The 25,733-nt window shown below is 74.1% G+C and carries 25 protein-coding genes and 1 pseudogene; 22 read left to right on the top strand and 4 right to left on the bottom strand.

Annotated elements, in window-relative coordinates; translation table 11 throughout:
• The first annotated feature begins 63 nt into the window (after positions 1 to 63).
• Genes IE98_RS0124725 through IE98_RS0124715 form a run of 3 tightly spaced genes read left to right on the top strand, consistent with a single transcriptional unit; the run spans position 64 to position 3,243 of the window.
• Positions 64 to 1,062 carry an ABC transporter permease gene (locus IE98_RS0124725; protein ID WP_030272470.1) on the top strand — a complete coding sequence of 333 codons (999 nt, stop codon included), beginning with the start codon at positions 64 to 66 and terminating at the stop codon, positions 1,060 to 1,062.
• Positions 1,059 to 2,120 (top strand): ABC transporter ATP-binding protein, encoded by a 1,062-nt coding sequence (locus IE98_RS0124720; RefSeq protein WP_030272468.1) that lies wholly within the window; start codon positions 1,059 to 1,061, stop codon positions 2,118 to 2,120. Before IE98_RS0124725 ends, IE98_RS0124720 begins: the two co-directional genes overlap by 4 nt.
• Positions 2,121 to 2,154: 34 nt before the next feature.
• Complete coding sequence (locus IE98_RS0124715; protein ID WP_052390922.1) at positions 2,155 to 3,243, top strand: ABC transporter ATP-binding protein; 1,089 nt, start codon at positions 2,155 to 2,157, stop codon at positions 3,241 to 3,243.
• 49 nt (positions 3,244 to 3,292) lie between these two features.
• Here the strand turns inward: IE98_RS0124715 and IE98_RS0124710 are convergent, their stop codons facing one another.
• Both IE98_RS0124710 and IE98_RS0124705 read right to left on the bottom strand, forming a co-directional pair.
• Positions 3,293 to 3,700 carry an SRPBCC family protein gene (locus tag IE98_RS0124710; protein ID WP_030272464.1) on the bottom strand — a complete coding sequence of 136 codons (408 nt, stop codon included), beginning with the start codon at positions 3,698 to 3,700 and terminating at the stop codon, positions 3,293 to 3,295.
• Positions 3,700 to 4,299 (bottom strand): CGNR zinc finger domain-containing protein, encoded by a 600-nt coding sequence (locus IE98_RS0124705; RefSeq protein WP_030272462.1) that lies wholly within the window; start codon positions 4,297 to 4,299, stop codon positions 3,700 to 3,702. The genes IE98_RS0124710 and IE98_RS0124705 overlap by 1 nt, the downstream gene beginning before the upstream one ends.
• A 21-nt stretch (positions 4,300 to 4,320) precedes the next feature.
• Between IE98_RS0124705 and IE98_RS0124700 the strand changes: the two genes are divergently transcribed.
• The 5 genes from IE98_RS0124700 to IE98_RS44990 all read left to right on the top strand — a co-directional run bounded on the left by IE98_RS0124700 (position 4,321) and on the right by IE98_RS44990 (position 8,962).
• A complete protein-coding gene (locus IE98_RS0124700; protein WP_030272460.1) occupies positions 4,321 to 4,770 on the top strand; it encodes a VOC family protein in 450 nt (149 codons plus the stop codon).
• Entirely contained in the window at positions 4,767 to 5,579 is an 813-nt protein-coding gene (locus tag IE98_RS0124695) for a class I SAM-dependent methyltransferase (RefSeq protein WP_030272458.1), read from the top strand. Before IE98_RS0124700 ends, IE98_RS0124695 begins: the two co-directional genes overlap by 4 nt.
• Before the next feature lie 144 nt (positions 5,580 to 5,723).
• Positions 5,724 to 6,503, top strand: a complete 780-nt coding sequence (locus IE98_RS0124690; protein WP_030272457.1) for a hypothetical protein — start codon at positions 5,724 to 5,726, stop codon at positions 6,501 to 6,503.
• Between the two features lie 54 nt (positions 6,504 to 6,557).
• A complete protein-coding gene (locus tag IE98_RS43015) occupies positions 6,558 to 7,745 on the top strand; it encodes an FHA domain-containing protein (protein ID WP_043175040.1) in 1,188 nt (395 codons plus the stop codon).
• Positions 7,742 to 8,962: a serine/threonine-protein kinase gene (locus IE98_RS44990; protein WP_052390921.1), complete on the top strand. Its 1,221-nt coding sequence runs from the start codon at positions 7,742 to 7,744 to the stop codon at positions 8,960 to 8,962. Before IE98_RS43015 ends, IE98_RS44990 begins: the two co-directional genes overlap by 4 nt.
• 58 nt (positions 8,963 to 9,020) lie before the next feature.
• On the opposite strand, the gene IE98_RS0124675 is transcribed toward IE98_RS44990, so the two are convergent.
• Positions 9,021 to 9,446, bottom strand: coding sequence for an FHA domain-containing protein (locus IE98_RS0124675; RefSeq protein ID WP_030272453.1), 426 nt, complete (start codon positions 9,444 to 9,446; stop codon positions 9,021 to 9,023).
• Between the two features lie 131 nt (positions 9,447 to 9,577).
• Between IE98_RS0124675 and IE98_RS0124670 the strand changes: the two genes are divergently transcribed.
• Positions 9,578 to 10,237, top strand: a complete 660-nt coding sequence (locus IE98_RS0124670; RefSeq protein WP_030272451.1) for a trimeric intracellular cation channel family protein — start codon at positions 9,578 to 9,580, stop codon at positions 10,235 to 10,237.
• On the opposite strand, the gene IE98_RS0124665 is transcribed toward IE98_RS0124670, so the two are convergent.
• Positions 10,173 to 11,003 carry an IclR family transcriptional regulator gene (locus IE98_RS0124665; protein WP_030272449.1) on the bottom strand — a complete coding sequence of 277 codons (831 nt, stop codon included), beginning with the start codon at positions 11,001 to 11,003 and terminating at the stop codon, positions 10,173 to 10,175. The two genes, IE98_RS0124670 and IE98_RS0124665, sit on opposite strands and share 65 nt — an antisense overlap.
• 134 nt (positions 11,004 to 11,137) lie before the next feature.
• On the opposite strand from IE98_RS0124665, the gene IE98_RS0124660 reads away from it, so the two are divergent.
• The 13 genes and pseudogenes from IE98_RS0124660 to IE98_RS48265 all read left to right on the top strand — a co-directional run bounded on the left by IE98_RS0124660 (position 11,138) and on the right by IE98_RS48265 (position 25,655).
• The gene (locus tag IE98_RS0124660; RefSeq protein WP_030272447.1) at positions 11,138 to 12,319 is read left to right on the top strand and encodes a cysteine desulfurase family protein; all 1,182 of its coding nucleotides are present in this window, start codon (positions 11,138 to 11,140) and stop codon (positions 12,317 to 12,319) included.
• Positions 12,320 to 12,449: 130 nt separating this feature from the next.
• Positions 12,450 to 13,577 (top strand): tRNA 2-thiouridine(34) synthase MnmA, encoded by a 1,128-nt coding sequence (gene mnmA / locus IE98_RS0124655; RefSeq protein WP_030272445.1) that lies wholly within the window; start codon positions 12,450 to 12,452, stop codon positions 13,575 to 13,577.
• Between the two features lie 96 nt (positions 13,578 to 13,673).
• Positions 13,674 to 14,201, top strand: a complete 528-nt coding sequence (locus tag IE98_RS0124650) for a TIGR00730 family Rossman fold protein (RefSeq protein WP_030272442.1) — start codon at positions 13,674 to 13,676, stop codon at positions 14,199 to 14,201.
• Positions 14,202 to 14,216: 15 nt separating this feature from the next.
• Positions 14,217 to 14,906: an SDR family oxidoreductase gene (locus IE98_RS0124645; protein WP_030272440.1), complete on the top strand. Its 690-nt coding sequence runs from the start codon at positions 14,217 to 14,219 to the stop codon at positions 14,904 to 14,906.
• Positions 14,907 to 14,943: 37 nt separating this feature from the next.
• On the top strand, positions 14,944 to 15,954 hold the full coding sequence (locus tag IE98_RS0124640) for a methionine synthase (protein WP_030272438.1): 1,011 nt from the start codon (positions 14,944 to 14,946) through the stop codon (positions 15,952 to 15,954).
• An 18-nt stretch (positions 15,955 to 15,972) separates the two neighbouring features.
• Positions 15,973 to 18,273, top strand: a complete 2,301-nt coding sequence (gene ligA, locus IE98_RS0124635; RefSeq protein WP_030272436.1) for an NAD-dependent DNA ligase LigA — start codon at positions 15,973 to 15,975, stop codon at positions 18,271 to 18,273.
• A gap of 358 nt (positions 18,274 to 18,631) precedes the next feature.
• Positions 18,632 to 20,290: pseudogene (locus IE98_RS0124630) on the top strand (putative bifunctional diguanylate cyclase/phosphodiesterase); the annotation flags it as partial.
• A gap of 211 nt (positions 20,291 to 20,501) precedes the next feature.
• A complete protein-coding gene (locus tag IE98_RS0124625; protein ID WP_030272431.1) occupies positions 20,502 to 21,356 on the top strand; it encodes a hypothetical protein in 855 nt (284 codons plus the stop codon).
• A 316-nt stretch (positions 21,357 to 21,672) separates the two neighbouring features.
• Positions 21,673 to 21,969: an Asp-tRNA(Asn)/Glu-tRNA(Gln) amidotransferase subunit GatC gene (gene gatC, locus IE98_RS0124620; protein ID WP_030272430.1), complete on the top strand. Its 297-nt coding sequence runs from the start codon at positions 21,673 to 21,675 to the stop codon at positions 21,967 to 21,969.
• A 3-nt stretch (positions 21,970 to 21,972) separates the two neighbouring features.
• Positions 21,973 to 23,466, top strand: a complete 1,494-nt coding sequence (gene gatA / locus IE98_RS0124615; RefSeq protein ID WP_030272427.1) for an Asp-tRNA(Asn)/Glu-tRNA(Gln) amidotransferase subunit GatA — start codon at positions 21,973 to 21,975, stop codon at positions 23,464 to 23,466.
• Positions 23,463 to 23,702, top strand: a complete 240-nt coding sequence (locus tag IE98_RS0124610; protein ID WP_030272426.1) for a hypothetical protein — start codon at positions 23,463 to 23,465, stop codon at positions 23,700 to 23,702. The genes gatA and IE98_RS0124610 overlap by 4 nt, the downstream gene beginning before the upstream one ends.
• 31 nt (positions 23,703 to 23,733) lie before the next feature.
• A complete protein-coding gene (gatB, locus tag IE98_RS0124605) occupies positions 23,734 to 25,236 on the top strand; it encodes an Asp-tRNA(Asn)/Glu-tRNA(Gln) amidotransferase subunit GatB (RefSeq protein WP_030272424.1) in 1,503 nt (500 codons plus the stop codon).
• A gap of 227 nt (positions 25,237 to 25,463) precedes the next feature.
• The gene (locus IE98_RS48265; RefSeq protein WP_159401043.1) at positions 25,464 to 25,655 is read left to right on the top strand and encodes a hypothetical protein; all 192 of its coding nucleotides are present in this window, start codon (positions 25,464 to 25,466) and stop codon (positions 25,653 to 25,655) included.
• Positions 25,656 to 25,733 lie beyond the last annotated feature (78 nt).

The following is a 25,733-nucleotide window of genomic DNA, read 5'->3' as shown; positions in this document are numbered from 1 at the left end:
CTCCGCCCGGGTCGGCCGGCGTCCCCACAGGGACGCGGCCGGCCCGGGGCGGGGCCGACCGCAGTGCTCGTATATCTCATCCGACGGCTCGTCAATGTCGTCGCCATGCTGCTGGTGGTCTCCGCGGTCACCTTCGGCATCTTCTTCATGGTGCCGAAACTGACCGGGACCGACCCCGCGCTGCTCTACGTCGGCAAGATCGCCGACAAGGTGGCCGTCGAGGGTATCCGACACAAGATGGGCCTCGACAAGTCCATCGTCGAGCAGTACTTCCTGTTCCTGAAGGGCCTGTTCGTCGGGCGCGACTACAGCACCGGCGTGGACATCACCCACTGCTCCGCGCCGTGCTTCGGTTACTCCTTCAAGACCGAGCAGGAGGTGTGGCCCGTCCTGCTGGACCGACTGGGCGTCACCGCCTCGCTCGCCGCCGGAGCGGCCACCCTGTGGCTGGTGTTCGGCACCGCGACCGGCGTCGTGTCCGCACTGCGCCGCCGCACCCTGCTGGACCGCGTCACCATGACGACCGCCCTGGCCGGCGTCTCGCTGCCGATCTACTTCACCGGCATGCTCGCCAGCGCGATCTTCGTCTACCAGCTCGGCTGGTTCCCGCACGACTACGTGAACCTGGGCGACGACCCGGTCGCGTGGTTCCAGAACCTGGTGCTGCCGTGGGTCACCCTGGCGTTCCTCTACGCCGCGACCTACGCCCGCCTCACCCGCGCCACCCTGCTCGAGGTGCTCGGCGAGGACTACATCCGCACCGCCCGGGCCAAGGGCCTCGGCGAGCGGACGGTCATCGGCAAGCACGCCATGCGCTCCACCCTCACCCCGATCCTCACCGTCTTCGGCATGGACCTGGGTGCCCTGATCGGCGGCGCGGTGCTCACCGAGTCGACCTTCAACTTCCGGGGCCTGGGCTACGAGGCGGTCTCCGCGGTCAGCTCCAGCGACCTCCCGGTGATCATGGGTGTCACGCTCTTCGCCGGCTTCTTCATCATCATCGCCAACCTGCTGGTTGACGTGCTGTACGCCGTTGTCGATCCTCGGGTGAGGCTGGCATGAGCAAGACCTTGAACACCACCAAGCCCTCCGCCTTCCTCTCGGTGCGCGACCTCCGGGTGCACTTCCCCACCGAGGACGGACTGGTCAAGTCGGTCGACGGCCTCACCTTCGACCTGGAGAAGGGCAAGACCCTCGGCATCGTCGGCGAGTCCGGCTCCGGGAAGTCCGTCACCTCGCTGTCGATCATGGGCCTGCACCGCACCGGCACCAAGCGCGGCGCCCCGCGGATCACCGGCGAGGTCTGGCTGGACGGCGAGGAGCTCGTCGCCGCCGACCCCGAGCGGGTGCGCAAGCTCCGCGGCCAGAAGATGGCGATGATCTTCCAGGACCCGCTGACCGCGATGCACCCGTACTACACGGTCGGCGCGCAGATCGTCGAGGGCTACCGGGCGCACCACCCGGGCGCCAGCAAGAAGCAGGCGCGCACCCGCGCGATCGAGATGCTCGACCGGGTCGGCATCCCGCAGCCGGACAAGCGGGTGGACGCCTACCCGCACGAGTTCTCCGGCGGCATGCGCCAGCGCGCCATGATCGCCATGGCCCTGGTCAACGACCCGTCGCTGCTGATCGCGGACGAGCCCACCACCGCCCTGGACGTCACCGTCCAGGCGCAGATCCTGGACCTCATCCGGGACCTGCAGAAGGAGTTCGGCTCGGCCGTCATCATCATCACGCACGACCTCGGCGTGGTGGCCGAACTGGCCGACGACATCCTGGTGATGTACGGCGGCAAGTCGGTCGAGCGCGGCCCGGCCGCGTCCCTCTTCGAGGCGCCCGAGCACCCCTACACCTGGGGCCTGCTCGGCTCGATGCCCCGGCTCGACCGGGAGCTCCAGGACCGGCTGATCCCGGTCAAGGGCACCCCGCCGAGCCTGATCAACGTGCCGTCCGGCTGCGCCTTCCACCCGCGCTGCCCGTACGCCGAGCTGACCGGCGGTCGGTCCACCTCCGAGGTGCCCGTGCTGGCCGAGGCCGCCCCCCGGCACCTCGCGGCCTGCCACCTGCCGATCGCCGAACGGCACCGGATCTTCGCCGACGAGATCGCGCCCCGGCTGTGACCCGGCCGCCTGCAACACACTCAGGAGACAACCGATGACGGATTCGAAGACGGCGGCGATCCCCGCACCCGCGCCCGCCTCCGACCGTCAGCCCCTGCTCAAGGTGACCGGGCTGACCAAGCACTTCCCGATCACCAAGGGGCTGCTGCGCCGCCAGGCCGGCGCCGTGCGCGCCGTGGACGGCCTCGACTTCGAGGTCCGGCCCGGCGAGACCCTCGGCGTGGTCGGCGAGTCCGGCTGCGGCAAGTCCACCATGGGTCGCCTGGTGACCCGTCTGGACGAGCCCACCGGCGGGAAGATCGAGTTCGAGGGCACGGACATCACGCACCTCGGCGTCTCGGCGATGCGCCCGCTCCGCCGGGACATTCAGATGATCTTCCAGGACCCGTACTCGTCGCTGAACCCGCGGCACACCGTCGGCACCATCGTCGGCGCGCCGTTCCGGCTGCAGAAGGTGGCCACCGAGGGCGGCGTCAAGCGGGCCGTCCAGGAGCTGCTGGAGCTCTGCGGCCTGAGCCCGGAGCACTACAACCGCTACCCGCACGAGTTCTCCGGCGGCCAGCGCCAGCGCATCGGCATCGCCCGCGCGCTGGCCCTCAAGCCGAAGATGATCGTGGCGGACGAGCCGGTCTCCGCGCTCGACGTGTCGATCCAGGCGCAGGTGGTCAACCTCCTCGACGACCTGCAGAACGAGCTGGGCCTGACCTACCTGATCATCGCCCACGACCTCTCGGTCGTCCGGCACGTGTCGGACCGCGTCGCGGTGATGTACCTCGGCAAGATTGTCGAGATCGCCGACCGCGACTCGCTGTACAGCGTGCCGATGCACCCGTACACCAACGCGCTGATGTCGGCGGTGCCGACGCCGGACCCGCGCCGCAAGGAGCGCCGCGAGCGCATCCTGCTCACCGGTGACGTGCCGTCGCCGCTCAACCCGCCGAGCGGCTGCCGCTTCCGCACCCGCTGCTGGAAGGCGCAGGACGTCTGCGCCACCCAGGAGCCGCCGCTCGTCGCGGCGCGGCCGGGCCACCAGGTGGCCTGCCACTTCCCGGAGAACGACGACCTGTCGGTCGGCATGCGCAAGCCGGGCATCCACGCCCAGCGCGGCGCGGACCACCGCTGATCCGCAGCGACCCGCTCCGAGCAGTACCCACCCGGCCCGGGTGCCTGATTCAGGCACCCGGGCCGAGGCGTTCCAGCGCGTCGACCGCCGCGGCCCAGTGCGCCCGCTGCCGTTCGCGCTCCGTTGCGTCGGCCAGCCGCTCCTGGTGGAAGCGGAGCACCGCGCCGTGCGGGGCCGGCGAGACGGTCACCTGCAGCACGGTGTCGGCGGCGCGCCCGGGCGGACGCCAGGTCAGCCGCAGCCGCGAGCCCGGGTGGTGGCTGCGCACCTCGCCGGTGGCGCCGTCCGCCGTCCGGTAGCGGGTGCCGGGGCCGCCCAGCGGGTGGACGCCCGCGCCCAGCCAGAGCGCGAGGCCCTCGGCCGAGGTGACGAGCCGCCAGAGCTCCCCGGGCGGGTGCGGCAGGGTGCGCGAGACGCCGATCTGCCAGCCGGCGTCCCTGGTGAGTCCGGTGGGCATCAGTCGTCTCCTCCGGTCTGCCGGGCGCGCAGCGCCCGGACCTTGTGGCGGTTGCCGCACCGCTCCATCGAGCACCAGCGCCGCCGGCCGGGCCGCGAGGTGTCGACGAAGTGCAGTCGGCAGTCGTCCGCGCCGCAGGCGCGGATCCGGTCGGCGTACGGGCCGGTGAACAGGTCGACGGCGTCCCGGGCGACCGCGGAGAGCACCGCGGCCGCCGTGGTGGGCGCGGGTTCGGCGCGCCGTCCGTCGGGGCCGATCCGGGGGACGGGCGGGGGAGCGGCGGCGGCCCGGTTGACCGCCGCGTAGTCCTCGGGGGTGCCGGGGAGGCCCTCGGCCCTCGCCCCGGTGAGCCGCCAGAGCGCGTCGCGCAGCTCCCGGGCGGCTGCCACCCCGGCCTCGTCGACGGCGACCTCACCGGTGTCCAGCCGGCAGGCGGCGATCCAGTCGGCGAGGTCGGCGGGCCGGTGCAGCACCTCGTAGCGGGCGTACCCGCCGGGCCCGCCGGTGGGCAGCAGCTCCAGGCAGAGCGCGCCGGGGTCGAAGCGGTGGGAGCTGCCGTCGGGGTACTGGAGGAGGAGTCCGGTTGCGGCGTCGTCCATGTAACCACTATAACCGGTAGCATGACTCTCGACTACAAGATCGTCGTGGACTGCGCGGACCCGCACCGCCAGGCCGCGTTCTGGAGCGAGGCCCTCGGCTACCTCGTCGAGGACAACAGCCCGGTCGTGGAGCGGCTGGTCGCCGGCGGAATGCTGCCCGCCGAGGCCTGGACGGTCGTCGACGGCCGCAAGGCCTTCCGCACGATGGCCGCCGTCCGCCACCCCGAGGACCGGTTCGACCCGGCCACCGGCATCGGCCACGGCCGGCGCCTGCTCTTCCAGGCCGTCCCCGAGGCCAAGACCGTCAAGAACCGGCTCCACCTCGACCTGCACGCCGGACCCGACCGCCGCGAGGCCGAGGTGGACCGGCTGGTCGCCCTGGGCGCCACCGTCCTCGCCCGGATCGACGAGCCCGGCACCCGGCACGTCACCCTCGCCGACCCCGAGGGCAACGAGTTCTGCGTCCAGTGAGCGGCGGACGGGCGGCGGACTTCGCCGCATTCGAACAGCGCGGCTGGGCGGCCCGCAGCGCCACCTACGGCGAGGGCTTCGGCGCGATGACCGCCGGGGTGCACCCGGCCCTGCTCGACGCCGTCGGCGCGGGCCCCGGCACCCGGCTGCTGGAGGTCGGCTGCGGCACCGGCCGGCTCGCCGCGCTCGCCCTGCGCCGAGGCGCCGAGGTGACGGCCACCGACGCCGTCCCGGAGATGGTCGCGGCCGCCGCGGCGGCGCTGCCCGCCGCCCGGGTCGAGCACGCCGTCCTGCCCGGACTCCCCTACCCGGACGGCCGGTTCCGGGCGGCGGTCGGCGCCTTCGTGATCAACCACGTCCCGGACCCGTCGGCCGCCGCGGCCGACCTGCACCGGGTGCTCGCCCCCGGCGGCCGGCTCGCCCTCTCCTGCTGGGACACCCTCGCCGCCAACCGGGCGCAGGGCCTGGTTTTCGACGCCGTCCGCGCCGTCGGCGGCCCGCCGCCCGCCGGACTCCCCGGCCCGGCCCCCTTCGCCCGGCACGCCACACCCGACGGCCTCGCCGCCCTGCTCACCGGCGCCGGCTTCACCGGGGTGTCCGTCGACCGGGTCCGCTGGACGCACCGGGTCGACCCGGCCGACTGGTGGGGCCACGTCCTCGGCGGCACCGTGATCACCGCCGCACTCGTCGAGGGCCGCCCGCCCGCGGAGGTCGAGGCGATCCGCACCGAGTACCTCCGCCTGGCCGCCCCGTACGCGGAGGACGGCCTGCCGGTCGCCGCCCTGGTCGCCACCGCCACCCGCGGCTGAGCGGACACCGGCCGGTGCGGGTCCTTCGTCCGGACCAGCGGACGGGGCCTGCTGTTGCGGGTGCCCGGGAGGCTGCGTTCACTGACGGTGTTCGGATCCGATCGACGACGGCGCCTGCCCGGGCAGCCGGGGGAGGTGGGCCAGATGCTCTCCGCACGCAGCCTGTTCCAGGAGATCCACGACAACGACGACTCGTTCCGGCTCTTCTGCAGCATCGCCGCCAAGGGCGAGGACCAGGGCGGCTGGGAGAACGGGCGGATCTCCAAGCTGGTCACCGACCAGGTCCTCGCCCCGAAGGTCGCCCGCCACGGCGCCGACGAGGACAAGCACGGCCGGATCTTCAACGCCCTGCTGCACAAGCGCGGCCTGGAGCCGGTCGACGTCCCCGACGACACCGACTACACGATGATGCTGGAGCGCCAGGGCATCGGCCTCGCCCACACCCGGCTCAAGCGCGACGAGCCGCTCACCGAGCAGGACGTCATCACCTACCTCGCGCACAGCCGGGTCACCGAGCAGCGCGCCGCCGAGCAGATGCAGCTGCTGAAGCGGGTCTTCGGGGACCACCCGGTGGTCGGCCGCGCGGTGCGCATGATCTCCAACGACGAGGACAACCACCTCGCCTTCTGTCACGAGGAGTTGCTGCGCCTCGCCGCCGAGGGCCACGGCCGGGCGATCCTGACCACCCTCCAGGAGACCGCCCGCGCCGAGATCCGCACCTACCGCGACGTCAGCCTCGCGGTCATGGCGCACATGGGTGCGATCCTGCGCTGGCCGCGGGCCAAGTCGGCGGCGCTCGCGGCCGGCATCCACGGCGTCTACCTCTACGAACGGGCCGTCGGCTGGCGGCGGATGACCACCCTGGCGATGCCCGAGCGGCGCAACGCGCTCGGCGGCCCGGCCCCGCAGGAGGCCTTCGCCTGACCCGATCGGGCGAACGGCGGAACCGCCGGACGGCGGGGTGCTACGTTCCGAGCCATGCAGCCGGAGCCGCACCTCGCCGTCGACGCGCTCGCCGCCGACGTGGTCGTCGACCTCTCCAACGTCGTCCGCGAGACCGGACTCCTCGGCGGCCGCGAGGCGGACCTCGGCCGCTTCACCGCGCTGCTGGCCGCCCTCGTCCGCTGGACCGGCGACCCCGCCGTGCACGTCTACCCGGTCTGCGACCGCTCCCTGCTCGACCTGCCCGAACTCACCCGCACCGAACGGCAGATCCTCGCCGACTGGGAGCGCCGCGGCCTGATCGAGGTACTGCCCGTCGCCGACGACCGGGTGCTCGACCTCGCCGACCGCACCCGCCGACCCGTCGTCAGCAGCGACCGGTACGACGAGTACATCCGCCGCTACCCGTGGATCGCCGGCAGCCGGCGGCGCTTCCTGAAGCCCGTCCCGATCGACGCCCCGCCCGGCATCGCCGTCGTCCCCCGCCTGATGGAGATCCCCCCGGACTGGGTGATCTCCCGCAAGGAGGAGGAGAGCGCCCTGCTCGCCGCCGGCCTGTACCGCCGGCGCGGCGACGGGCCCCGCCGGGACCTGCTCTCGCGCCGCTGGCGCTGCCCGGTCCCCGGCTGCCCCACCTTCGGCCCCGCCGCCCCCGCCGCAGGACCGCTGCCCGACTGCCGGGGCCACCGCACCCCGCACTGCCCCACCCACCAGCGCCCGCTCGCCGACCTCGGGGAGGCGCCGCACCGCAGCCAGCTCAAGGTGCGGATCGACGGCATCGAACGCTGCCGACGGGTCGTCTCCGAGGGCCGCCCGATCACCGTCGGCCGGGCACCGCGCGAGCCCGTCCCCGCTCGACCGGCGACGGCCCGACCGGCGACCGCCCTGCCGCTCGCCGCCTGGCTGACCGGCGGCGCCCGGGAGTGGATCAGCCGCGAGCACGTCGCCGTCCGGCAGACCGGACCGCAGATCACCGTCGAGGACCTCAGCAGCAACGGCACCCGGATCCGCCGCCGGGACGGCGAGGAGACGCAGCTGCGCCGCGGCCGACCGAGGACGCTCGCCCGCGGGGACGTCGTCCTGCTCCACGACACCGTCGAACTCCTGCTCAGCGCAAAGGAGTTCGCCTTCGACGAGGAGTCGGGACCGGCCGCCCCGTACGGCGAGGACCTGCGCGCCACCTGGATCCAGCCGCCGCCGCGACGGCCCGGCAGACGGCGGTGATCCGCCCCGGGGACGTCCTGGCCGGCCGCTACCGACTGCTCCGCGAACTCGGGCGCGGCGGCCACGGCACCGTCTTCCGCGGCTGGGACCACGAACTCGGGCGCGAGGTCGCGGTCAAGACACCCTCCCCGCGCGCCGACGGCGGCGAGGGCCCCGAGGCCGTCCGCGGGCGCTTCGACCGTGAGGCCCGCCTGCTCGCCCGGCTGCACCACCCCGGCATCGTCGGCGTGCTCGACCGCGGCACGCACGGCGGCACAGCCTTCATCGTCCTGGAGTACCTGCCCGGCCCCGACCTGCAGACCCTGCTCACCGAACGCGGCCGGCCGCTCGACCCCCGCGACGTGCTGCACCACGGCCACCGCATCGCCGACGCCCTCGACCACGCCCACACCCGGCCCGCCCCCGTGGTGCACCGCGACCTCAAACCGTCCAACCTCATGCTGGACGCCCGCGGCGACGTCCGGATCCTCGACTTCGGCGTCGCCGCCGCACCGGACGCCGGACTCACCCGCTACACCCGGATCGGCACCCGCATCGGCACCCCGCTCTACATGGCCCCGGAGCAGCTGCGCGGAGAGGAGGCCGACACCCCCGCCGACGTCTGGGCCTTCGGCGCCGTCCTCTACACCCTGCTCTGCGGCCGGCCGCCCCACCCGCCCGACGACCTGCTGCGCCGGGAGAGGCCCGAACCGCCACGGGCGCCCGCCGCAACGGCCGCACTCGTCCTGGCGATGCTCGCCGCGCGGCCCGCCGACCGGCCGTCCGCGGGCGCCGTCCGGGACGCCCTCGGGCAGGCCGCCGCCGCGGGCACCGGGGCGACGACCGGGATCGGCGTCACCGAGGCCCGGCTCGCGGTCGAGGCCGAACGGGACGTGCCGACCGGCGGCGGGCGTCCCGGGCCGCCCCCGGACGTTCCCGCACGGGAGGCCGAGGACGCGTGGGAGCAGCTGGAGGCAGCCGAACAGGACCTGGCCGCCGGACGCGCGGCCGCGGCCGAACGCCGCTTCACCGAGCTGGCCGACCTGCTCGCCGGCACCGGACGGGAGGGGCCGGCCGCGGCACTGGCCGCCCGGCTCGGCGCCGTTCGGGCCCTGCGGGTGCTCGGCCGCCGCGAGGAGGCGGCCCACCGCCTGGCCGTCCTGCAGACCGACACCGCCGCAGCCCTCCCCGCCCACCACCCGCTCGCCCGAGCGGTCCACGGCCTGCCGCCGCACTGAGCGGCGGGATCTCAGGGGCGCGGGGGCACTGCAGGGGCGCGGGGGCACTGCGCGCCCCTCACGGCTCGCCCGGGGTGAGGTGGACGCGGACCGGGATGTCGCGGGCGAGGCGGAGGCGGTCGCCGTCGGCGAGGGGGCGGCGCTCGCCGGGTGGGAGCCGACGGCGGTTCAGGGTGGTGCGGTTGGTGGAGCCCAGGTCCTCCACCCAGGCCGGGCCGCCGGGTGCGAGTCCGGCCCGGAGGTGACGGGCCGACACGGTGAGGAGGTCGCGGAAGAGGTACGCGTACGGCGACTGCACCGGGTCCCGTCCGAGCACCGCCTGCTCGCCGGCGGCCAGCTCGACCGCGCCGGTCGGGAAGACCAGCCGCAGCACCGGCCCCGGCCGCAGCAGCGTGTACGGCGTCAGGCAGCCGCGGCAGACCAGCTGCCGGCCGTCCGGCCGGGCGGTGCCGCAGTCGCACCGTTCGACAGCGCCGTACGGCACCCGTGCCCCCCGTCCTTCGGCCCTGCAGCGGAGTCTGCCGGACCGGTGCCGCCCGCCGCGATCCCCCGACCGGGCGTACCCCGCGGCCGGGTGGTGCAAGATCGGACAATCCGACCGGGGAGGATGGGGCGGTGAGCTCGCAAATCTTCTCCCCGGGGCTGCAGCAGGCCCTGGACCTGGTCGGCATCTTCGTCTTCGCCCTGTCCGGCGGCCTGCTGGCCGTCCGCAAGAACATGGACATCTTCGGCATCTGCGTCCTCGCCGAGGCGACCGCCCTCGGCGGGGGCGTCATGCGCGACCTGGTCATCGGGGCCACGCCGGTGGCGGCCTTCAGCAACCTCGGCTACTTCTCCACCCCGCTCGCCGCCGGGCTCGTGGTCTTCTTCCTGCACCCGCAGGTCGAACGGATCAACACCGCCGTGCAGACCCTGGACGCCGCCGGCCTCGGCCTGTTCTGCGTCGCCGGCACCATCAAGGCCCACGACTACGGCCTCGGCTTCGTCCCGTCCGTCGCCCTGGGCATGCTCACCGCGGCCGGCGGCGGCGTCGTCCGCGACCTGCTCGCCCTCGAACCGCCCGCCCTGCTGCGCTGGGACCGCGAGATCTACGCCGTGCCCGCCCTGGTCGGCTCCACCGTCGTCGCGGCGCTCATCGCCGGCAACCGGCTCACCCCGCTGAACGCCGGTGCGGCCGCGCTCAGTGCCTTCGCCATCCGGATGCTCGCCCTCAGGTACGGCTGGCGCGCACCACGTGCTTGGCACCGCAACGATTCTCGCACCAGCGAGGAGTAGGCGAGCCGCCGTACGCCAGGGAGATCGCCTCCACCGTGCAGAGCAGCTCCGGCAGCAGCCGGCTCAGTTCCGCGTCCGGCGCGAGGCGGGCCGGCGCCGAGATGGTGCACACCGCGATCGACCGGCCCTCGGCGCCCACGATCGGCGCCGCCAGGCAGTCCACCGAGTCCCGGTAGCCGCCCTGGCCCGCCGCCCAGCCCTGCCGGCGCACCGCCGCCAGCTCCGCCCGCAGCCCGTCGGCCCGCAGTCCGTCGGCCGGGCGCCCGGCCTTCCGGGGCCCGTCGTCCAGACCGTCCAGAAGGGCCGTCAGCTGCTCCTCCGGCAGATCGGCGAGCAGCACCTTGCCGGCCGCGCTCGCCGCCGCCGGGACACGGGTGCCGATCCGGCCGGCCGCCTCCGGGGCACCGCTCGGCTCCGCCGGGTACCGGCCCTCGACCCGGTCCAGGTACAGCACCGCGCCGTCCTCCAGCACCGCCAGCTGCACCGTGTGCCCGTACCGCTCGCACAGCGAGGCCAGGTACGGCGCGGCGACCTGCCGGATGTCGATGCACTCCAGCGCCTGCTGCGCCAGCCCGAACAGCCGCCCGCCCAGGCGGTAGCGGTGGTCCGGCTGGCGGTGCACGAAGCCGTGCTCCTGCAGGGTGCGCAGCAGCCGCAGCGCCGTCGACTTGTGCACACCGATCCGGGCGGCCGCCTGCTCCAGCGAGGCGGGACCCTCACCGAGCGAGGCGAGGATCGTCAGCGCCCGGTCCACCGTCTGCGACATCCGTCCACCCCTCAACGCACGGCAGTGAGGCAGGAGGCTAACGGCGCGTTGCACAGGCTGCAATGGCCAAATCGTGACCCCGGCGTACCTCCCGCCCGGCGCACCCGGTGACGGCCCCTACACTGGGAGCCGCCATGCCATACCTCGACCACGCGGCCACCACACCGATGCTGCCCGAGGCGGTCGCCGCCATGACCGCCCACCTCGGCGTCGTCGGCAACGCCTCCTCGCTGCACGCGGCCGGACGCCGCGCCCGCCGGGTGGTCGAGGAGTCCCGGGAGTCGCTCGCCGAGTCGCTCGGCGCCCGCCCCAGCGAGATCGTCCTCACCGCCGGCGGCACCGAGTCGGACAATCTCGCCGTCAAGGGCCTCTACTGGGCCCGCCGCGACGCCGACCCGGCCCGCCGCCGCATCCTGTGCAGCCCCGTCGAGCACCACGCCGTCCTCGACGCCGTCCACTGGCTCTCCGAGCACGAGGGCGCCCAGGTCGACTACCTGCCGGTCGACGCCTACGGGCGGGTCCACCCCGACGCCCTGCGCGAGGCCGTCCTCCGCAACCCGGCCGACGTCGCCCTGATCACCGTCATGTGGGCCAACAACGAGGTCGGCACCCTCCAGCCCGTCGTCGAACTCGCCGCCGTCGCCCGTGAGTTCGACATCCCGATGCATGCGGACGCGGTCCAGGCGCTGGGCCAGGTCCCGGTCTCCTTCGCCGACTCCGGACTCACCGCGCTCACCGTCACCGGCCACAAGATCGGCGGCCCGTACGGCATCGGCGCCCTGCTGCTCGCCCGCAACGCCGCCCCCGTCCCGCTGCTGCACGGCGGCGGCCAGGAGCGCGACGTCCGCTCGGGCACCCTCGACGTGCCCGCCGCGGCCGGATTCGCCGCCGCCGCCGCGCTCGCCGTCGAACGGCGCAGCGACTTCGCGACCACGGTCGGCGCACTCCGCGACGGACTGGTCGCCGCCGTCACCGCCGCCGTCCCGGACGCCCTCCTCAACGGCGACCCCGACCCGGCCGGACGGCTCCCCGCCAACGCCCACTTCTCCTTCCCCGGCTGCGAGGGCGACGCCCTGCTCATGCTGCTCGACGCCCAGGGCGTCGAGTGCTCGACCGGCTCCGCCTGCTCGGCCGGCGTGCCGCAGCCCAGCCACGTGCTGCTCGCCATGGGGGCGGACCCGCTGCTCGCCCGCGCCAGTCTCCGCTTCTCCCTCGGCCACACCTCCACCCGCAGGGACGTCGACGCCCTCACCGCCGCCATCACCCCGGCCGTCGAACGCGCCCGCAACGCAGGCCTCGCCACCGCCCGCCGGTAGGAGGAACAGGCCGCGCCGGGGGGGCGGGGACCTGTGCAGGCGCGGGCAAGGCGAAATCAGGTGCCCCCACGCGCCGCCTACGTGCTCCATCGGAATCCGGTCGGCCCGAGCACGTAGGCTTGGGGGCATCATGAGTGACTTCGCCGGTGCCCCGACCGCTCCCCGCCTCCGTGTGCTCGCCGCGATGTCCGGCGGTGTGGACTCCGCCGTCGCCGCGGCCCGTGCGGCCGAGGCCGGCCACGACGTGACGGGCGTGCACCTGGCGCTGTCGTCGAACCCGCAGTCGTTCCGGACGGGTGCCCGCGGCTGCTGCACCATCGAGGACTCCCGCGACGCCCGCCGCGCCGCCGACGTGATCGGCATCCCGTTCTACGTCTGGGACCTCGCCGAGCGCTTCCGCGAGGACGTCATCGACGACTTCGTCGCCGAGTACGCCGCGGGCCGCACCCCCAACCCCTGCCTGCGCTGCAACGAGAAGATCAAGTTCGCGGCGCTGCTCGACAAGGCGATCGCCCTCGGCTTCGACGCGGTGTGCACCGGCCACTACGCCCGGATCGTCGACCGCCCCGGCGGCGGCCGCGAGCTGCACCGCGCGGTGGACGGCGCCAAGGACCAGTCGTACGTCCTCGGTGTGCTGGACGCCGACCAGCTGGCGCACTCGCTGTTCCCGCTCGGCGACACCACCAAGGACGAGATCCGGCTGGAGGCCGAGCGCCGCGGCCTGGCCGTGGCGAAGAAGCCCGACAGCCACGACATCTGCTTCATCGCCGACGGCGACACCCAGGGCTTCCTGGCCAAGCACCTCGGCACCGCCACCGGCGACATCGTGGACGCCGACGGCACCAAGCTGGGCGAGCACGAGGGCGCGTACGGCTTCACCATCGGCCAGCGCAAGGGTCTGCGGATCGGCCGCCCGGCCGCGGACGGCAAGCCCCGCTACGTCCTGGACATCTCGCCGGTGACCAACACCGTCACGGTCGGCCCGGCCGAGGGGCTGGACGTGCTGGGGCTGACCGCGGTCAAGCCGCGCTGGTGCGGCGAGCCCGCCGCGGGGGAGGGCCGGTACACCGCGCAGCTGCGGGCCCACGGCGAGGAGGTGCCCGTCACCGCCGAGCTGGACGGCGAGGTGCTGCGCGTCCGGTTGGACACCGCGGCCCGCGGCATCGCCCCCGGCCAGGCCGTGGTGCTGTACGACGGCACCCGCGTGGTGGGCTCGGCGACCATCGCGACCACCGAACGCCGCACCGTCGCCGTCTGAGCACCGCCGCAGCCCGGGCACGGACCGAGCGCTGCGCGACCGCACACCGACATTGCCCGCCGGGCGGGATGCCGCCCGTGGAGGATCTGGGGTCCCGTGAACATCACCGTCTTCTGCTCCGCGTACTCGCTCGACGAGCGGTACACCGCACCCGCCGCCGAGTTCGCCCGGCTGCTCGGCGAGCGCGGCCACACGCTGGTCTGGGGCGGGTCGCACGCCGGCCTGATGGGCCTGCTCGCCGACGGCGTGAAGGAGGCCGGCGGCCGGCTCGTCGGCATCTCCGTCGAGCTGCTCGCGCACAAGGCCTACGAGGGCGCCGACGAGCTCGTCACCACGGCCGACCTGGCCGCCCGCAAGGCCCGGCTGCTGGAGCGCGCCGACGCCGTGGTCGTGCTGGTCGGCGGGCTCGGCACCCTGGACGAGGTCACCGAGGTGCTGGAGCTCAAGAAGCACGCCCTGCACGACAAGCCGGTGGTGTTCCTGGACACCGAGGGCTTCTACGCGGGCCTGCGCACCCAGCTGGAGCGGATGGACACCGAGGGCTTCCTGCCGCGTCCGCTGGCCGAGCTCGTCGTGTTCGCCACCACCCCGGCCGAGGCCTTCGCGGCCCTCGACCGCCTCTGACGACAGGACCACCCCATGGGAACCCACCTGATCACCGGCGCCGGCTCCGGCATCGGCGCGGTCGTCGCCGAGAGACTGCTCGCCCGCGGCGAGGACGTCCTGCTGCTGGCCCGGGACGCCCGGCGCGCCGCCGAACTGCGCGAGCGCTTCGACGGCGCCGCCACCCTGGTCGGCGACCTCGGCGACCCGGCGAAGCTGTCCTGGGCCTTCGGCCACCAGAGCCTGCCGGTCGAAATCGACTCGCTGCTGCACATCGCCGGGGTCGTCGAGCTCGGCCGGGTCGGCGACCTGCCGGTGAAGGCCTGGCAGGAGCAGCTGAACGTCAACGCCGTCGCCCCCGCCGAGATCACCCGGCTGTTGCTGCCCTCGCTGCGGCAGGCCCGCGGCCACGTGGTCTTCGTCAACTCCGGGGCCGGCCTGCGCGCCGACGCCGACTGGAGCGCCTACGCGGCCAGCAAGTTCGCCGTCCGGGCGCTCGCCGACGCGCTGCGCGCCGAGGAGCACGGCAACGGCGTCCGGGTCACCACCGTGTACCCGGGCCGCACCGCCACCCCGATGCAGGAGAAGGTGCACCGCCAGGAGGGCCGCGCGTACGACCCGGCCCAGTGGATCGCCCCCGAGTCCGTCGCCACCGCGATCCTCACCGCGATCGACCTCCCGCGCGACGCCGAACTGACCGAGATCACCGTCCGCCCGGGCCGGTAGCGCCCGGGACCTCCCGGGCTGGCTAGGCTCGGGAGGTGTGAGCACTGAATTCCCCTTCCCCGAGTTGTTCGGCGCCGCCACGGGTGTCGGGTCGATGCCCGGCACCGACGCCCGTGAGGCGGCCCGGACGGCGGTCGGCGCGCTGGAGCAGCTGCCCCACCTGCCGGAGCTGCCGGCCCGAGGCCCGGGCGCCGACATGATCGGCCGCGGGGCCGGCCTGCTGGTCGAGCTCTTCGCGCAGGTGGAGCCGAGCGGCTGGCGGTTCGCCGACCGGCCCGGCCGCGACACCCGGCGGGCCCACTCCTGGCTCGGCGAGGACCTCGACGCCCTGGAGGAGTTCACCCAGGGCCACGAGGGCCCGCTCAAACTGCAGGCCGTCGGCCCGTGGACGCTCGCCGCCTCGGTGGAGCTCAAGCACGGCGAGAAGGCCCTCGCCGACCCCGGCGCCTGCCGGGACGTCACCGAGTCGCTCACCGAGGGCCTGCGCCGCCACCTCGCCGACGTCCGCCGCCGGGTGCCCGGCGCGCAGCTCGTCCTGCAGCTCGACGAGCCCTCGCTGCCCGCCGTGCTGGCCGGCGCCGTGAAGACCGCCAGCGGCTTCCAGCGGCTGCGCGCCGTCGACCGGCAGGTCGCCGAGGAGGCGCTGCGCTCGGTCGTCCGCGCCCTGGACGTCCCCGTGGTGGTGCACAGCTGCGCCCCCGGCGTGCCGGTCCCACTGCTGCGCCGGGCCGGGGTGGCCGGAGTCTCGCTGGACTTCTCGCTGCTGACGGAGCGTGAGGACGAAGCCCTCGGCGAGGCCGTCGAGGCGGGCACGGTGATCCTCGCCGGTGTCGTGCCCTCCACCGACACGGCTGTGTCCGACCCGGCCGGTAGTGTCCAGGGTGTCAGGACGCTGTGGAAGCGGCTCGGGTTCGGCCCCGAGCTGCTGGCCCGCCGCGTGGTGGTGACACCGACCTGCGGGCTCGCGGGGGCGTCCCCCGCGTACGCCCGCCGGGCGCTGACGTACAGCGCCAGGGCCGCGCAGAGCCTGGCGGACAACCCGGAGTGAGACGGTAGGAGGCGCACGGTGGCGGCGGTCGAGGGCTGGGAGGACGTTCCCGCGGAGGTCCGCAGGCGGCACGCCGAGCTGGCGGCCGAGGTGGAGGACCACCGCGCCCGCTACTACGAGCAGGACGCCCCGGTCGTCACCGACGCCGAGTTCGACGCCCTGATGCGCGAGCTGCAGGCGATGGAGGCCGACCACCCCGCGCTGCGCACGCCCGAGTCGCCCACCCAGAAGGTGGGCGGCACCGTCGCCGAGGGCTTCGCCTCGGTGGAGCACCGCGAGCGCCTGCTCAGCCTCGACAACGCGATGGACGACGAGGAGCTCGCCGCCTGGGCCGAGCGCGTCGCCCGCGAGCTCGACGGCCTCGACTACCACTACCTGTGCGAGCTGAAGGTGGACGGCCTGGCCGTCAACCTCACGTACGAGCGCGGCGAGCTGGTGCTGGCCGCGACCCGCGGCGACGGCCGGGTCGGCGAGGACATCACCGCCAACGTGCGCACCATCAAGGAGATCCCGCACCGGCTGCAGGGCGACGACGTCCCCGAGCTGGTGGAGATCCGCGGCGAGGTGTACTTCCCGACCGAGGCCTTCGAGGCGCTGAACGCGTCCTTCGCCGCCGAGAACGAGCGCCGCCGCCAGGAGAACGAGGAGCGGGCGAAGGAGGGCAGACGGCCGCGCGCGACGGTCCGGCTGTTCATGAACCCGCGCAACGCCGCCGCCGGCTCGCTGCGCATGAAGGACCCGCTGGTCACCGCCTCCCGCCCGCTGCACATGGTGGTGCACGGCATCGGCGCCCGGGTCGGCTTCGACATCGACTGCCAGTCGCACGCCTACGACCTGCTGCGCGCCTGGGGCCTGCCGACCGCCCGTCACAACCGGGTGGTCGGCACGCTGGACGAGGTCCGCGCCTTCATCGAGCAGTACGGCGAGCAGCGGCACTCCGTCGAGCACGAGATCGACGGCGTGGTGGTCAAGGTCGACGAGATCCCGCTGCAGGGCCGGCTGGGCGCCACCTCCTCCTCCCCGCGCTGGGCGATCGCCTGGAAGTACCCGCCGGAGGAGGTCACCGCGAAGCTGGCCAGCATCAAGATCGGCATCGGCCGCACCGGCCGGGCCACCCCGTACGCGGTGATGGCCGAGCCGGTGAAGGTGGCCGGCTCGATGGTCCAGTACGCGACCCTGCACAACCAGCAGGTGGTCAAGGCCAAGGGCGTGCTGCTGGGCGACACCGTGGTGCTGCGCAAGGCCGGCGACGTGATCCCCGAGATCCTCGGCCCGGTCGAGGACCTGCGGGACGGCACCGAGCGGGAGTTCGTGATGCCGACGCACTGCCACGAGTGCGGCACCGAGCTGCGCCCGATGTCCGAGGGCGACATCGACCTGCGCTGCCCCAACGCGCGCCACTGCCCGGCCCAGGTGCGCGAGCGCCTGGCCTACCTGGGCGGCCGCGAGTCGCTGGACGTCGAGGGCCTCGGCTACGTCGCCGCCACCGCGCTGACCCAGCCGCTGGAGCCCGCCGAGCCGCCTGTCAAGAACGAGGGGGACATCTTCGGCCTCACCGAGGAGCAGCTGCTGCCGATCAAGGTGCTGGTGCGCGACCAGAAGACCGGCATGCCCAAGCCGGACGACCGGACCGGCAGGGAGAAGGTGGTGACCTTCTTCGCCACCACCGCCGGCGCCCCCAAGAAGTCGCTGAGCGTCCTGATCGACAACCTCGCCGCGGCGAAGGACCGCCCGCTGTGGCGGTACCTCAACGGCCTGTCGATCCGGCACGTCGGCCCGGTCGCCGCCCAGGCGCTGGCCCGCGAGTTCCGCGACCTGGACCGGATCTTCGCCGCCACCGAGGAGGAGCTGGCCGCCGCCGAGGGCGTCGGCCCGATCATCGCCCGGGCGGTCAAGGAGTGGTACGCCGAGGAGTGGCACCGGGAGATCCTGGAGAAGTGGCGGGCCGCCGGCGTGCGGTTCACCGAGGCCGGCGCGGAGGACGAGGGCGAGCGGCCGCTGGAGGGCCTCACCGTGGTCGTCACCGGCACCCTGGCCGGCCACACCCGGGACGGCGCGAAGGAGGCGCTGACCTCGCGCGGCGCCAAGGTGACCGGCTCGGTCTCCAAGAAGACGCACTTCGTGGTGGTCGGCGACAACCCGGGCTCCAAGTACGACAAGGCGGTGCAGCTGGGGGTGCCCGTCCTGGACGACGCCGGGTTCGCCGTGCTGCTGGAGCAGGGCGCCGCCGCGGCCCGGGCCCACCTGGGCCCGGACACCGGTGAGGAGCCCGCGGAGGGCGCGGACGAGGAGTCCGCGGAACGGTCCGCCGAGGGCTGACCGCCCCGATCCTGTTATCGTCCTGACACCACGTCACGGGGTGTGCGGGCCGGAAACCGGGCATTGTGTCACTGTCCGGCATCGGTCTGCCGGTGGCGCGCCCTCGGTTGTCCGAAAGTCCGCCCTGTCGGCGGACTCCGGCTTACCCTTGGCGCAACAGAGTGTCAGCAGGGGTGAATGGCGGCGACTCCGGTCGCCGCTCGTGGGGCACCCCTGTACCTGACGTCCACCGGCACCGCACGGTGCCTCACCGTAAGGCGGCCTGGCGGGGCGGGCCCGACGGAGGACAGGGCATATGGATCGTACGACCGGCGGCGCGCCCACACGCCCGCCGCAGGGGGTGGCAGGGGCGGTCCTGCTGCTCGGCGTGCTGTTGGCCGGGGCCGCACCGCTCATCCCGCTGGCCGTGCTGGTCTACCGGTACGAACCGGAGCTGCTGCCGCTGTTCGCCGTCCCGCTGGCGGTGCTGGTCGCCGCCTGGCGGATCGCCCGCGACCGGGCCCGGGACCAGCTCACCGACCCGCTCACCGACCTGCCGAACCGTCAGGCCCTGCTCCTCGCCGCCCAGGACGCCATCGCCCGGCACGACGAGGACGAGGACTACAGCGTCGGCATCGTGCTGCTCGACCTGGACAGGTTCCGGTCGCTCAACGACGCCCTCGGCCACACCGCCGGCGACCGGCTGCTGGTGCACATCGCCCGCCGGCTGCACCGGGCGCTGCGGACCGGCCATTCCCGGCCGTCCGTCGCCCCCGCCCGCACCTGCCCCGACGAGGTGGCCGCCGCCCTGCCCTCCCCGCTGCACCGCGGCGGACGGCCGGTGGTCGCCCGGATGGGCGGTGACGAGTTCGCCGTCCTGCTGCCCGGCGTCGGCCGCCCGGAGACCCTGGAGCGGATCGCCAAGGCGCTGATCGCCGAACTGGCCGCCCCGATCCGGCTGGACGGCCTGCTGCTCGTGCTGGAGGCCAGCGCCGGGGTCTGCGTCTACCCGGCCCACGCCCGGGACGCCGAATCGCTGCTGCGCCGCGCCGACGTCGCCATGGGCCACGCCCAGCGGGGCCGCAGCGGCGTCGAGGTCTACCACGAGGCGCAGGACACCGACACCCCGTACCGGATCGGACTGCTCGGCGACCTGCGGCGCGCCCTGGAGACCGGCGAGGTCCAGCTGCACTACCAGCCGAAGGTCGCCTTCGACGGCCGGGTGGTCGGCCTGGAGGCGCTGCTGCGCTGGGAGCGGCCCGGTCAGGGCCGCGTCCCCCCGGACGAGTTCATCGGCCTCGCCGAGTCCAGCGGCCTGATGCCGCGGCTCACCGACTACGTGCTGGAGGCGGCGGTCGGCCAGCTCGCCGCCTGGCGCGACCAGGGCCTGCAGGTGCCGGTCGCGGTCAACGTCTCGCCCCGGGACGTCCTCAACCCGGGCTTCGCCACCCGGGTCGCCGGCCACCTCACCCGGCACCGGGTGCCCGCGCACGCCCTCCAGCTGGAGATCACCGAGCGGCTGCTGCTCGACGACTCCCGGCGGGCCGCGGACACCCTGGCCGAACTGCGCCGCTACGGCGTCGGCATGTCCCTGGACGACTTCGGCACCGGGCACTCCTCGATGGCCCGGCTGCGCAGCCTGCCGGTCGGCGAGCTGAAGATCGACCGTTCCTTCGTCTCCCGGATGGTCGCCGACGACCACGACGCGGCGGTGGTGCGCTGCTCGGTCGAGCTCGCCCACTCGCTCGGGCTGACCGTGGTCGCCGAGGGCGTCGAGGACGACGAGACCTGGGAGCGGCTGCACGGCATGGGCGTGGACGCCGTCCAGGGCTGGCTGGTCTCCGCCGCGCTGCCCGCCGACCAGGCGACCGCGTGGCTGATGGTCCGGCAGACCGGGACGGCCCGGGTCGAGCGGCTCGCCCCGCAGCAGCCGTTGACCCCGCCCGTGCCGCAGCCGCGCTCGCTGCCGACCGTCCAGGCACAGGCGGAGCTGCCCGCGCCCAGCACCCCGCTGCCCGCCCCGACGACCCAGCAGTAGCGGCCGCCGGGCGTCCGCCGCGCCCGGGAGGTCCGGGGGTGTGCGGCCGACGTCCACGGGCAGACGGGTGCCCGGCCCGGGACGGCCGGCGGATCCGCACCGGGACGGCACCGGGTGCGGTCCCCTTCGCACGCTGCCCTTGTTGCGGATGCAGTGGTTCCGGTTGAGTGTGACCCTCTGAGCACACACCGGACCGCCGAAGGAGACAGCCGTGAGCGAGCAGCGGACGGCGCGGACGCCCGCCGTCCTGGCCGGCCTCGTCCTGCTGACCTGCGCCGCCGGTTGCGCCGGCACCGGCACGGGCGGGGCGCCGGGCGCGGCCCCGGGCAGCTCGGGCAGCTCGGGAAGCGGCGCGGCGCGGTCCTCGGCGGCGGCCTCGCCCGCCTCGGCCCAGCCGGAGAACGGCGTCGCGGCACTGCCCGGCACGGAGATCGTGCAGCGGTCGGTGGCCGCGCTCAAGGAGGCCGGCTCGGTCCGGATCACCGGCCGCGGCAGCAGCCAGGGGCAGACCGTCACCTTCGACCTGTCCGCCGACACCGCGGGCAACTGCGCCGGCACCATGGGTCTCAGCGGGCAGGGCACCTTCCGGCTGGTCAAGCTCGGCACCCAGCTGTGGGTCAAGCCCGACGAGGTGTTCTGGCGCACCCACGGCGGCGCCGCCACCGAGGACCTAGTCGGCGACAAGTACCTGAAGACCACCACCGACAACACCGACTTCTCCGAGATCGGCACCGTCTGCGACCTCGACGCGCTCGGCAGCGCCCTGGTCGAGCAGACCCCCGGCGGCCTCGCCGTCGGCAAACCCGTCACCGTCGACGGCACCCCCGCCGTCCCCGTGAGCGGCACCGCCGCCGGCGCGACCAGCACCCTCACGGTGGCCACCCGCGGGCGCCCGTACCCGCTGCGGATGGAGCGCACCGGAGGCGAGGAGACCGGCCGGGTCGAGCTCAAGGAGTTCGGCACGCCGGTGCCGACCGAGACGCCCGCCCCCTCCGACACCATCGACCTCGACCGGCTGAACGGCGACAGCGAGAGCCCCACCGACCCCTCCACCATGTCGCTCTGAGTACTCGCCCGCTCGCCTCCGGGCCCTCCTGACCCGGCGCCGACGCTCTCCCCCGGCCTGACGGCCGGGAGGTGCCCCCACGTTCCGTCGCTCCTACGTCGCTCCCTCTCTCGTCGCTCTCGGCGCCGGCGGGCCCTTCGGCTCGGGGCGGGAGACTCGCCCGCGACTCCCGACAGGCGGTCGGGGGCCACTCCCGGTGGTGCGGCCGGGACCGTGCGGCGCCGGGCGAGGTGGTGCGCGCCATAGGATGTGTCCTTAGACCAAGAGGACGGGCAAGCCCCCGGTCTCACCCGAACCCGAACCTGAGGATCGCTGCATGCCTGGCATCACGCGCGAGGAGGTCGCCCACCTCGCTCGGCTGTCGCGTCTCGAATTGCAGGCCGAAGAGCTGGACCACTTCGCCGAGCAGCTCGACGTGATCATCGGCGCGGTCGCCCGCGTTTCCGAGGTCGCCGGACAGGACGTCCCGCCGACCTCCCACCCGCTGCCGCTGACGAACGTCATGCGCGCGGACGAGGTGCGGCCGTCGCTCACCCCGGAGCAGGCGCTGTCCGGCGCCCCGGCCGGCGAGGAGCAGCGTTTCCGTGTGCCCCAGATCCTCGGGGAGGACTGACCGATGACCGAGCTGATCAAGTACACGGCCGCGCAGACCGCTGCCGCCGTCTCCGCCGGAGAGGTCTCGGCCGTCGAGGTCGCCCAGGCCCACCTGGACCGGATCGAGGCCGTCGACAAGAAGGTCAACGCCTTCCTGCACGTCGACACCGAGGGCGCGCTCAAGGCCGCCCGTGCGGTGGACGACCGGCGCGCCCGCGGCGAGGAGCTCGGCCCGCTGGCCGGCGTCCCGCTCGCGCTCAAGGACGTCTTCACCACCAAGGGCGTCCCCACCACCTGCGGCTCGAAGATCCTCGAAGGCTGGATCCCGCCGTACGACGCCACGCTGACGGCCCGTCTGAAGGACGCGGGCGTGGTCATCCTCGGCAAGACCAACATGGACGAGTTCGCGATGGGCTCCTCCACCGAGAACTCGGCCTACGGCCCGACCGGCAACCCGTGGGACCTCTCCCGGATCCCCGGCGGCTCCGGCGGCGGATCCGCGGCCGCGCTGGCCGCCTACGAGGCGCCGCTGGCCATCGGCACCGACACCGGCGGTTCGATCCGCCAGCCGGGCGCCGTCACCGGCACCGTCGGCGTGAAGCCGACCTACGGCTCGGTGTCCCGCTTCGGCCTCGTCGCCTTCTCCTCCTCGCTGGACCAGGGCGGCCCGTGCGCCCGCACCGTGCTGGACGCGGCGCTGCTGCACGAGGCCATCGCCGGCCACGACCCGCTGGACTCCACCTCCATCGACGCGCCCGTCCCGGCCGTGGTCGAGGCGGCGCGGATGCGCGACGTCCGCGGCATGCGGATCGGCGTCGTCAAGGAGTTCGCCGGCGAGGGCTACCAGGCCGGCGTGATGCAGCGCTTCGACGAGTCGGTCGAGCTGCTGCGCGAGCTCGGTGCCGAGGTCGTCGAGGTGTCCTGCCCGTCGTTCACCCTGGCGCTGCCCGCGTACTACCTGATCGCGCCGAGCGAGGCCTCGTCCAACCTGGCCCGCTTCGACGCCATGCGCTACGGCCTGCGGGTCGGCGACGACGGCTCCCGCAGCGCCGAGGAGGTCACCGCCCTCACCCGCGAGGCCGGCTTCGGCCCCGAGGTCAAGCGCCGCATCATGCTCGGCACCTACGCCCTCTCCTCGGGCTACTACGACGCCTACTACGGCTCGGCGCAGAAGGTCCGCACGCTGATCTCGCGGGACTTCGACGCGGCCTTCGCCGGGGTCGACGTGCTGGTCTCCCCGACCACCCCGACCACCGCCTTCCCGATCGGCGAGCGCGCCGACGACCCGATGGCGATGTACCTGGCGGACCTGTGCACCATCCCGTCGAACCTGGCGGGCAACGCGGCCATGTCGCTGCCCTGCGGCCTGGCCCCGGAGGACAATCTCCCGGTCGGCCTGCAGATCATCGCCCCCGCGATGGCGGACGACCGCCTGTACCGCGTGGGCGGCGCCGTCGAGGCCGCACTCAACGAGAAGTGGGGACACCCCCTGCTGGAGGAGGCACCGGCACTGTGAGCAGGATCGAGAAGGCCAAGGGCTTCAAGCACAGCAAGCCCGGCCTGTGGCTGTCCATCGGCACCAGCGCGTTCGGGGCGATCACCATCGCCAAGGACGTCAAGAAGGCCCGGACCGAGAACGACACGCTCAAGCTGATCAACGCCCTGGTCGGCGCCGCCGCCCTGATCACCGGCACCGCGCTCCTCGTCCGCGAGCTCCGCCAGCTCGGCGACGACGACGTGCTGCTCGGCTGACGGACCTCGAAGAAGAAGTGAAGGAAACGCTGTGAGCGTCATCAGTCTGGTCTCGTACGAGGACGCGCTGGCCTCGTACGACCCGGTGATGGGCCTTGAGGTCCACGTCGAGCTGGGTACCAGGACCAAGATGTTCTGCGGGTGCTCGACCGAGCTCGGCGCCGAGCCGAACACCCAGACCTGCCCCACCTGCCTCGGCCTGCCCGGCTCGCTGCCGGTCGTCAACGCGGTCGGCGTGGAGTCGGCGATCCGCATCGGCCTCGCCCTCAACTGCGAGATCGCCGAGTGGTGCCGGTTCGCCCGGAAGAACTACTTCTACCCGGACATGCCGAAGAACTTCCAGACCTCCCAGTACGACGAGCCGATCGCCTTCAACGGCTACCTCGACGTGCAGCTGGAGGACGGCGAGGTCTTCCGCGTGGAGATCGAGCGCGCCCACATGGAGGAGGACACCGGCAAGTCGACCCACGTCGGCGGTGCCACCGGCCGCATCCACGGCGCCGAGTACTCGCTGCTCGACTACAACCGGGCCGGCATCCCGCTGATCGAGATCGTCACCAAGCCGATCGTCGGCGCCGGCGCCCGCGCCCCCGAGGTCGCCAAGGCGTACGTCACCGAGCTGCGCGAGCTCATCCGCACCCTCGGTGTCTCCGAGGCCCGGATGGACAAGGGCCAGATGCGCTGTGACGTCAACCTGTCGCTGCGCCCGATCGGCCGGGAGAAGTTCGGCACCCGCAGCGAGACCAAGAACGTCAACTCGCTGCGCAGCGTCGAGCGGGCCGCCCGGTTCGAGGTCCAGCGGCACGCCACCGTCCTGGCGGACGGCGGCACCATCGTCCAGGAGACCCGCCACTTCCACGAGGAGGACGGCAGCACCACCTCGGGCCGGATCAAGGAGGAGGCGGAGGACTACCGCTACTTCCCCGAGCCCGACCTGGTGCCGATCGCGCCCTCCCGGGAGTGGGTCGAGGAGCTGCGGGCCGCGCTGCCCGAGCTGCCGCGCGTCCGCCGGGGCCGGCTGCAGGCCGAGTGGGGCCTGTCCGACAAGGACATGCAGGCGGTGCTGAACGCCGGTGCCGTCGAGCCGATCCTGGAGACCGTGGCCGCCGGCGCCCCCGCCGACCAGGCCCGCAAGTGGTGGCTGGGCGAGCTCGCCCGGCGCGCCAACGAGACCGGCACCGAGCTCGCCGACCAGCCGATCACCCCGGCCCAGGTGGCCCGGGTCTGCGCGCTGGTCGCCGAGGGCAAGCTCAACGACAAGCTGGCCCGCCAGGTCATCGAGGGCGTGCTCGCCGGCGAGGGCGAGCCGGACGAGGTCGTCGCCGGGCGCGGCCTCGCCGTCGTCTCGGACGACTCCGCGCTCGGCGCGGCCGTCGACCAGGCGATCGCCGACAACCCGGACGTCGCCGCGAAGATCCGCGACGGCAAGGTGCAGGCCGTCGGCGCCCTGGTCGGCGCCGTCATGAAGGCCACCCGCGGTCAGGCCGACGCCGCCCGCGCCAAGGACCTCATCCTGGAGCGCCTCGGCGCCTGAGGACCTGCCCGGCCCGCTCTGAGGTACCCCTGAGGTGCCCCGGGGCCGGCCCAGGCCCGTGCCCGCCCCGACTAAGGGGTGGGCACGGGCCTCCTCCGTTCCCGGGGCCCGGCGTCTGAGCCCGGCGGCCCCGGAAGATCCGGCAGCCTCCCGATGTGCCCGACCCCCCTCGGGGAGGAGCCTCGGTACCAGGACGACAGAACCGGTACAGAACGAGGTGAACCGCCGTGATGGAGTACGAGCTCTTCCTGCAGCGCCAGCGGGAACTCGAACACCGGGCAGGGATCGAGCGACTGGCACGGGAGGCCGCACGGACCGGCGGCCCGCGGGCCGGCAGAGTGCGCCGGTTCGCCCGGAGCCTGCGGCACGCCGCCCCGGTGGCCGCGCCGCTGCGCACCGCCGGACCGGCAGGATGCTGATGTCGGGCGGTCCCGGGGACCACACGGGGGAGGACGCCCACGGCGCCCTCCCCGTCGGCCGTCCACTCCCTGGGACCG

The organism is Streptomyces sp. NRRL B-24484 (assembly GCF_000717715.1).
Taxonomy (GTDB): Bacteria; Actinomycetota; Actinomycetes; order Streptomycetales; family Streptomycetaceae; genus Kitasatospora.
Note: the sequence above shows the minus strand (reverse complement) of the source record. Positions and strands in the feature narration are given on the sequence as shown.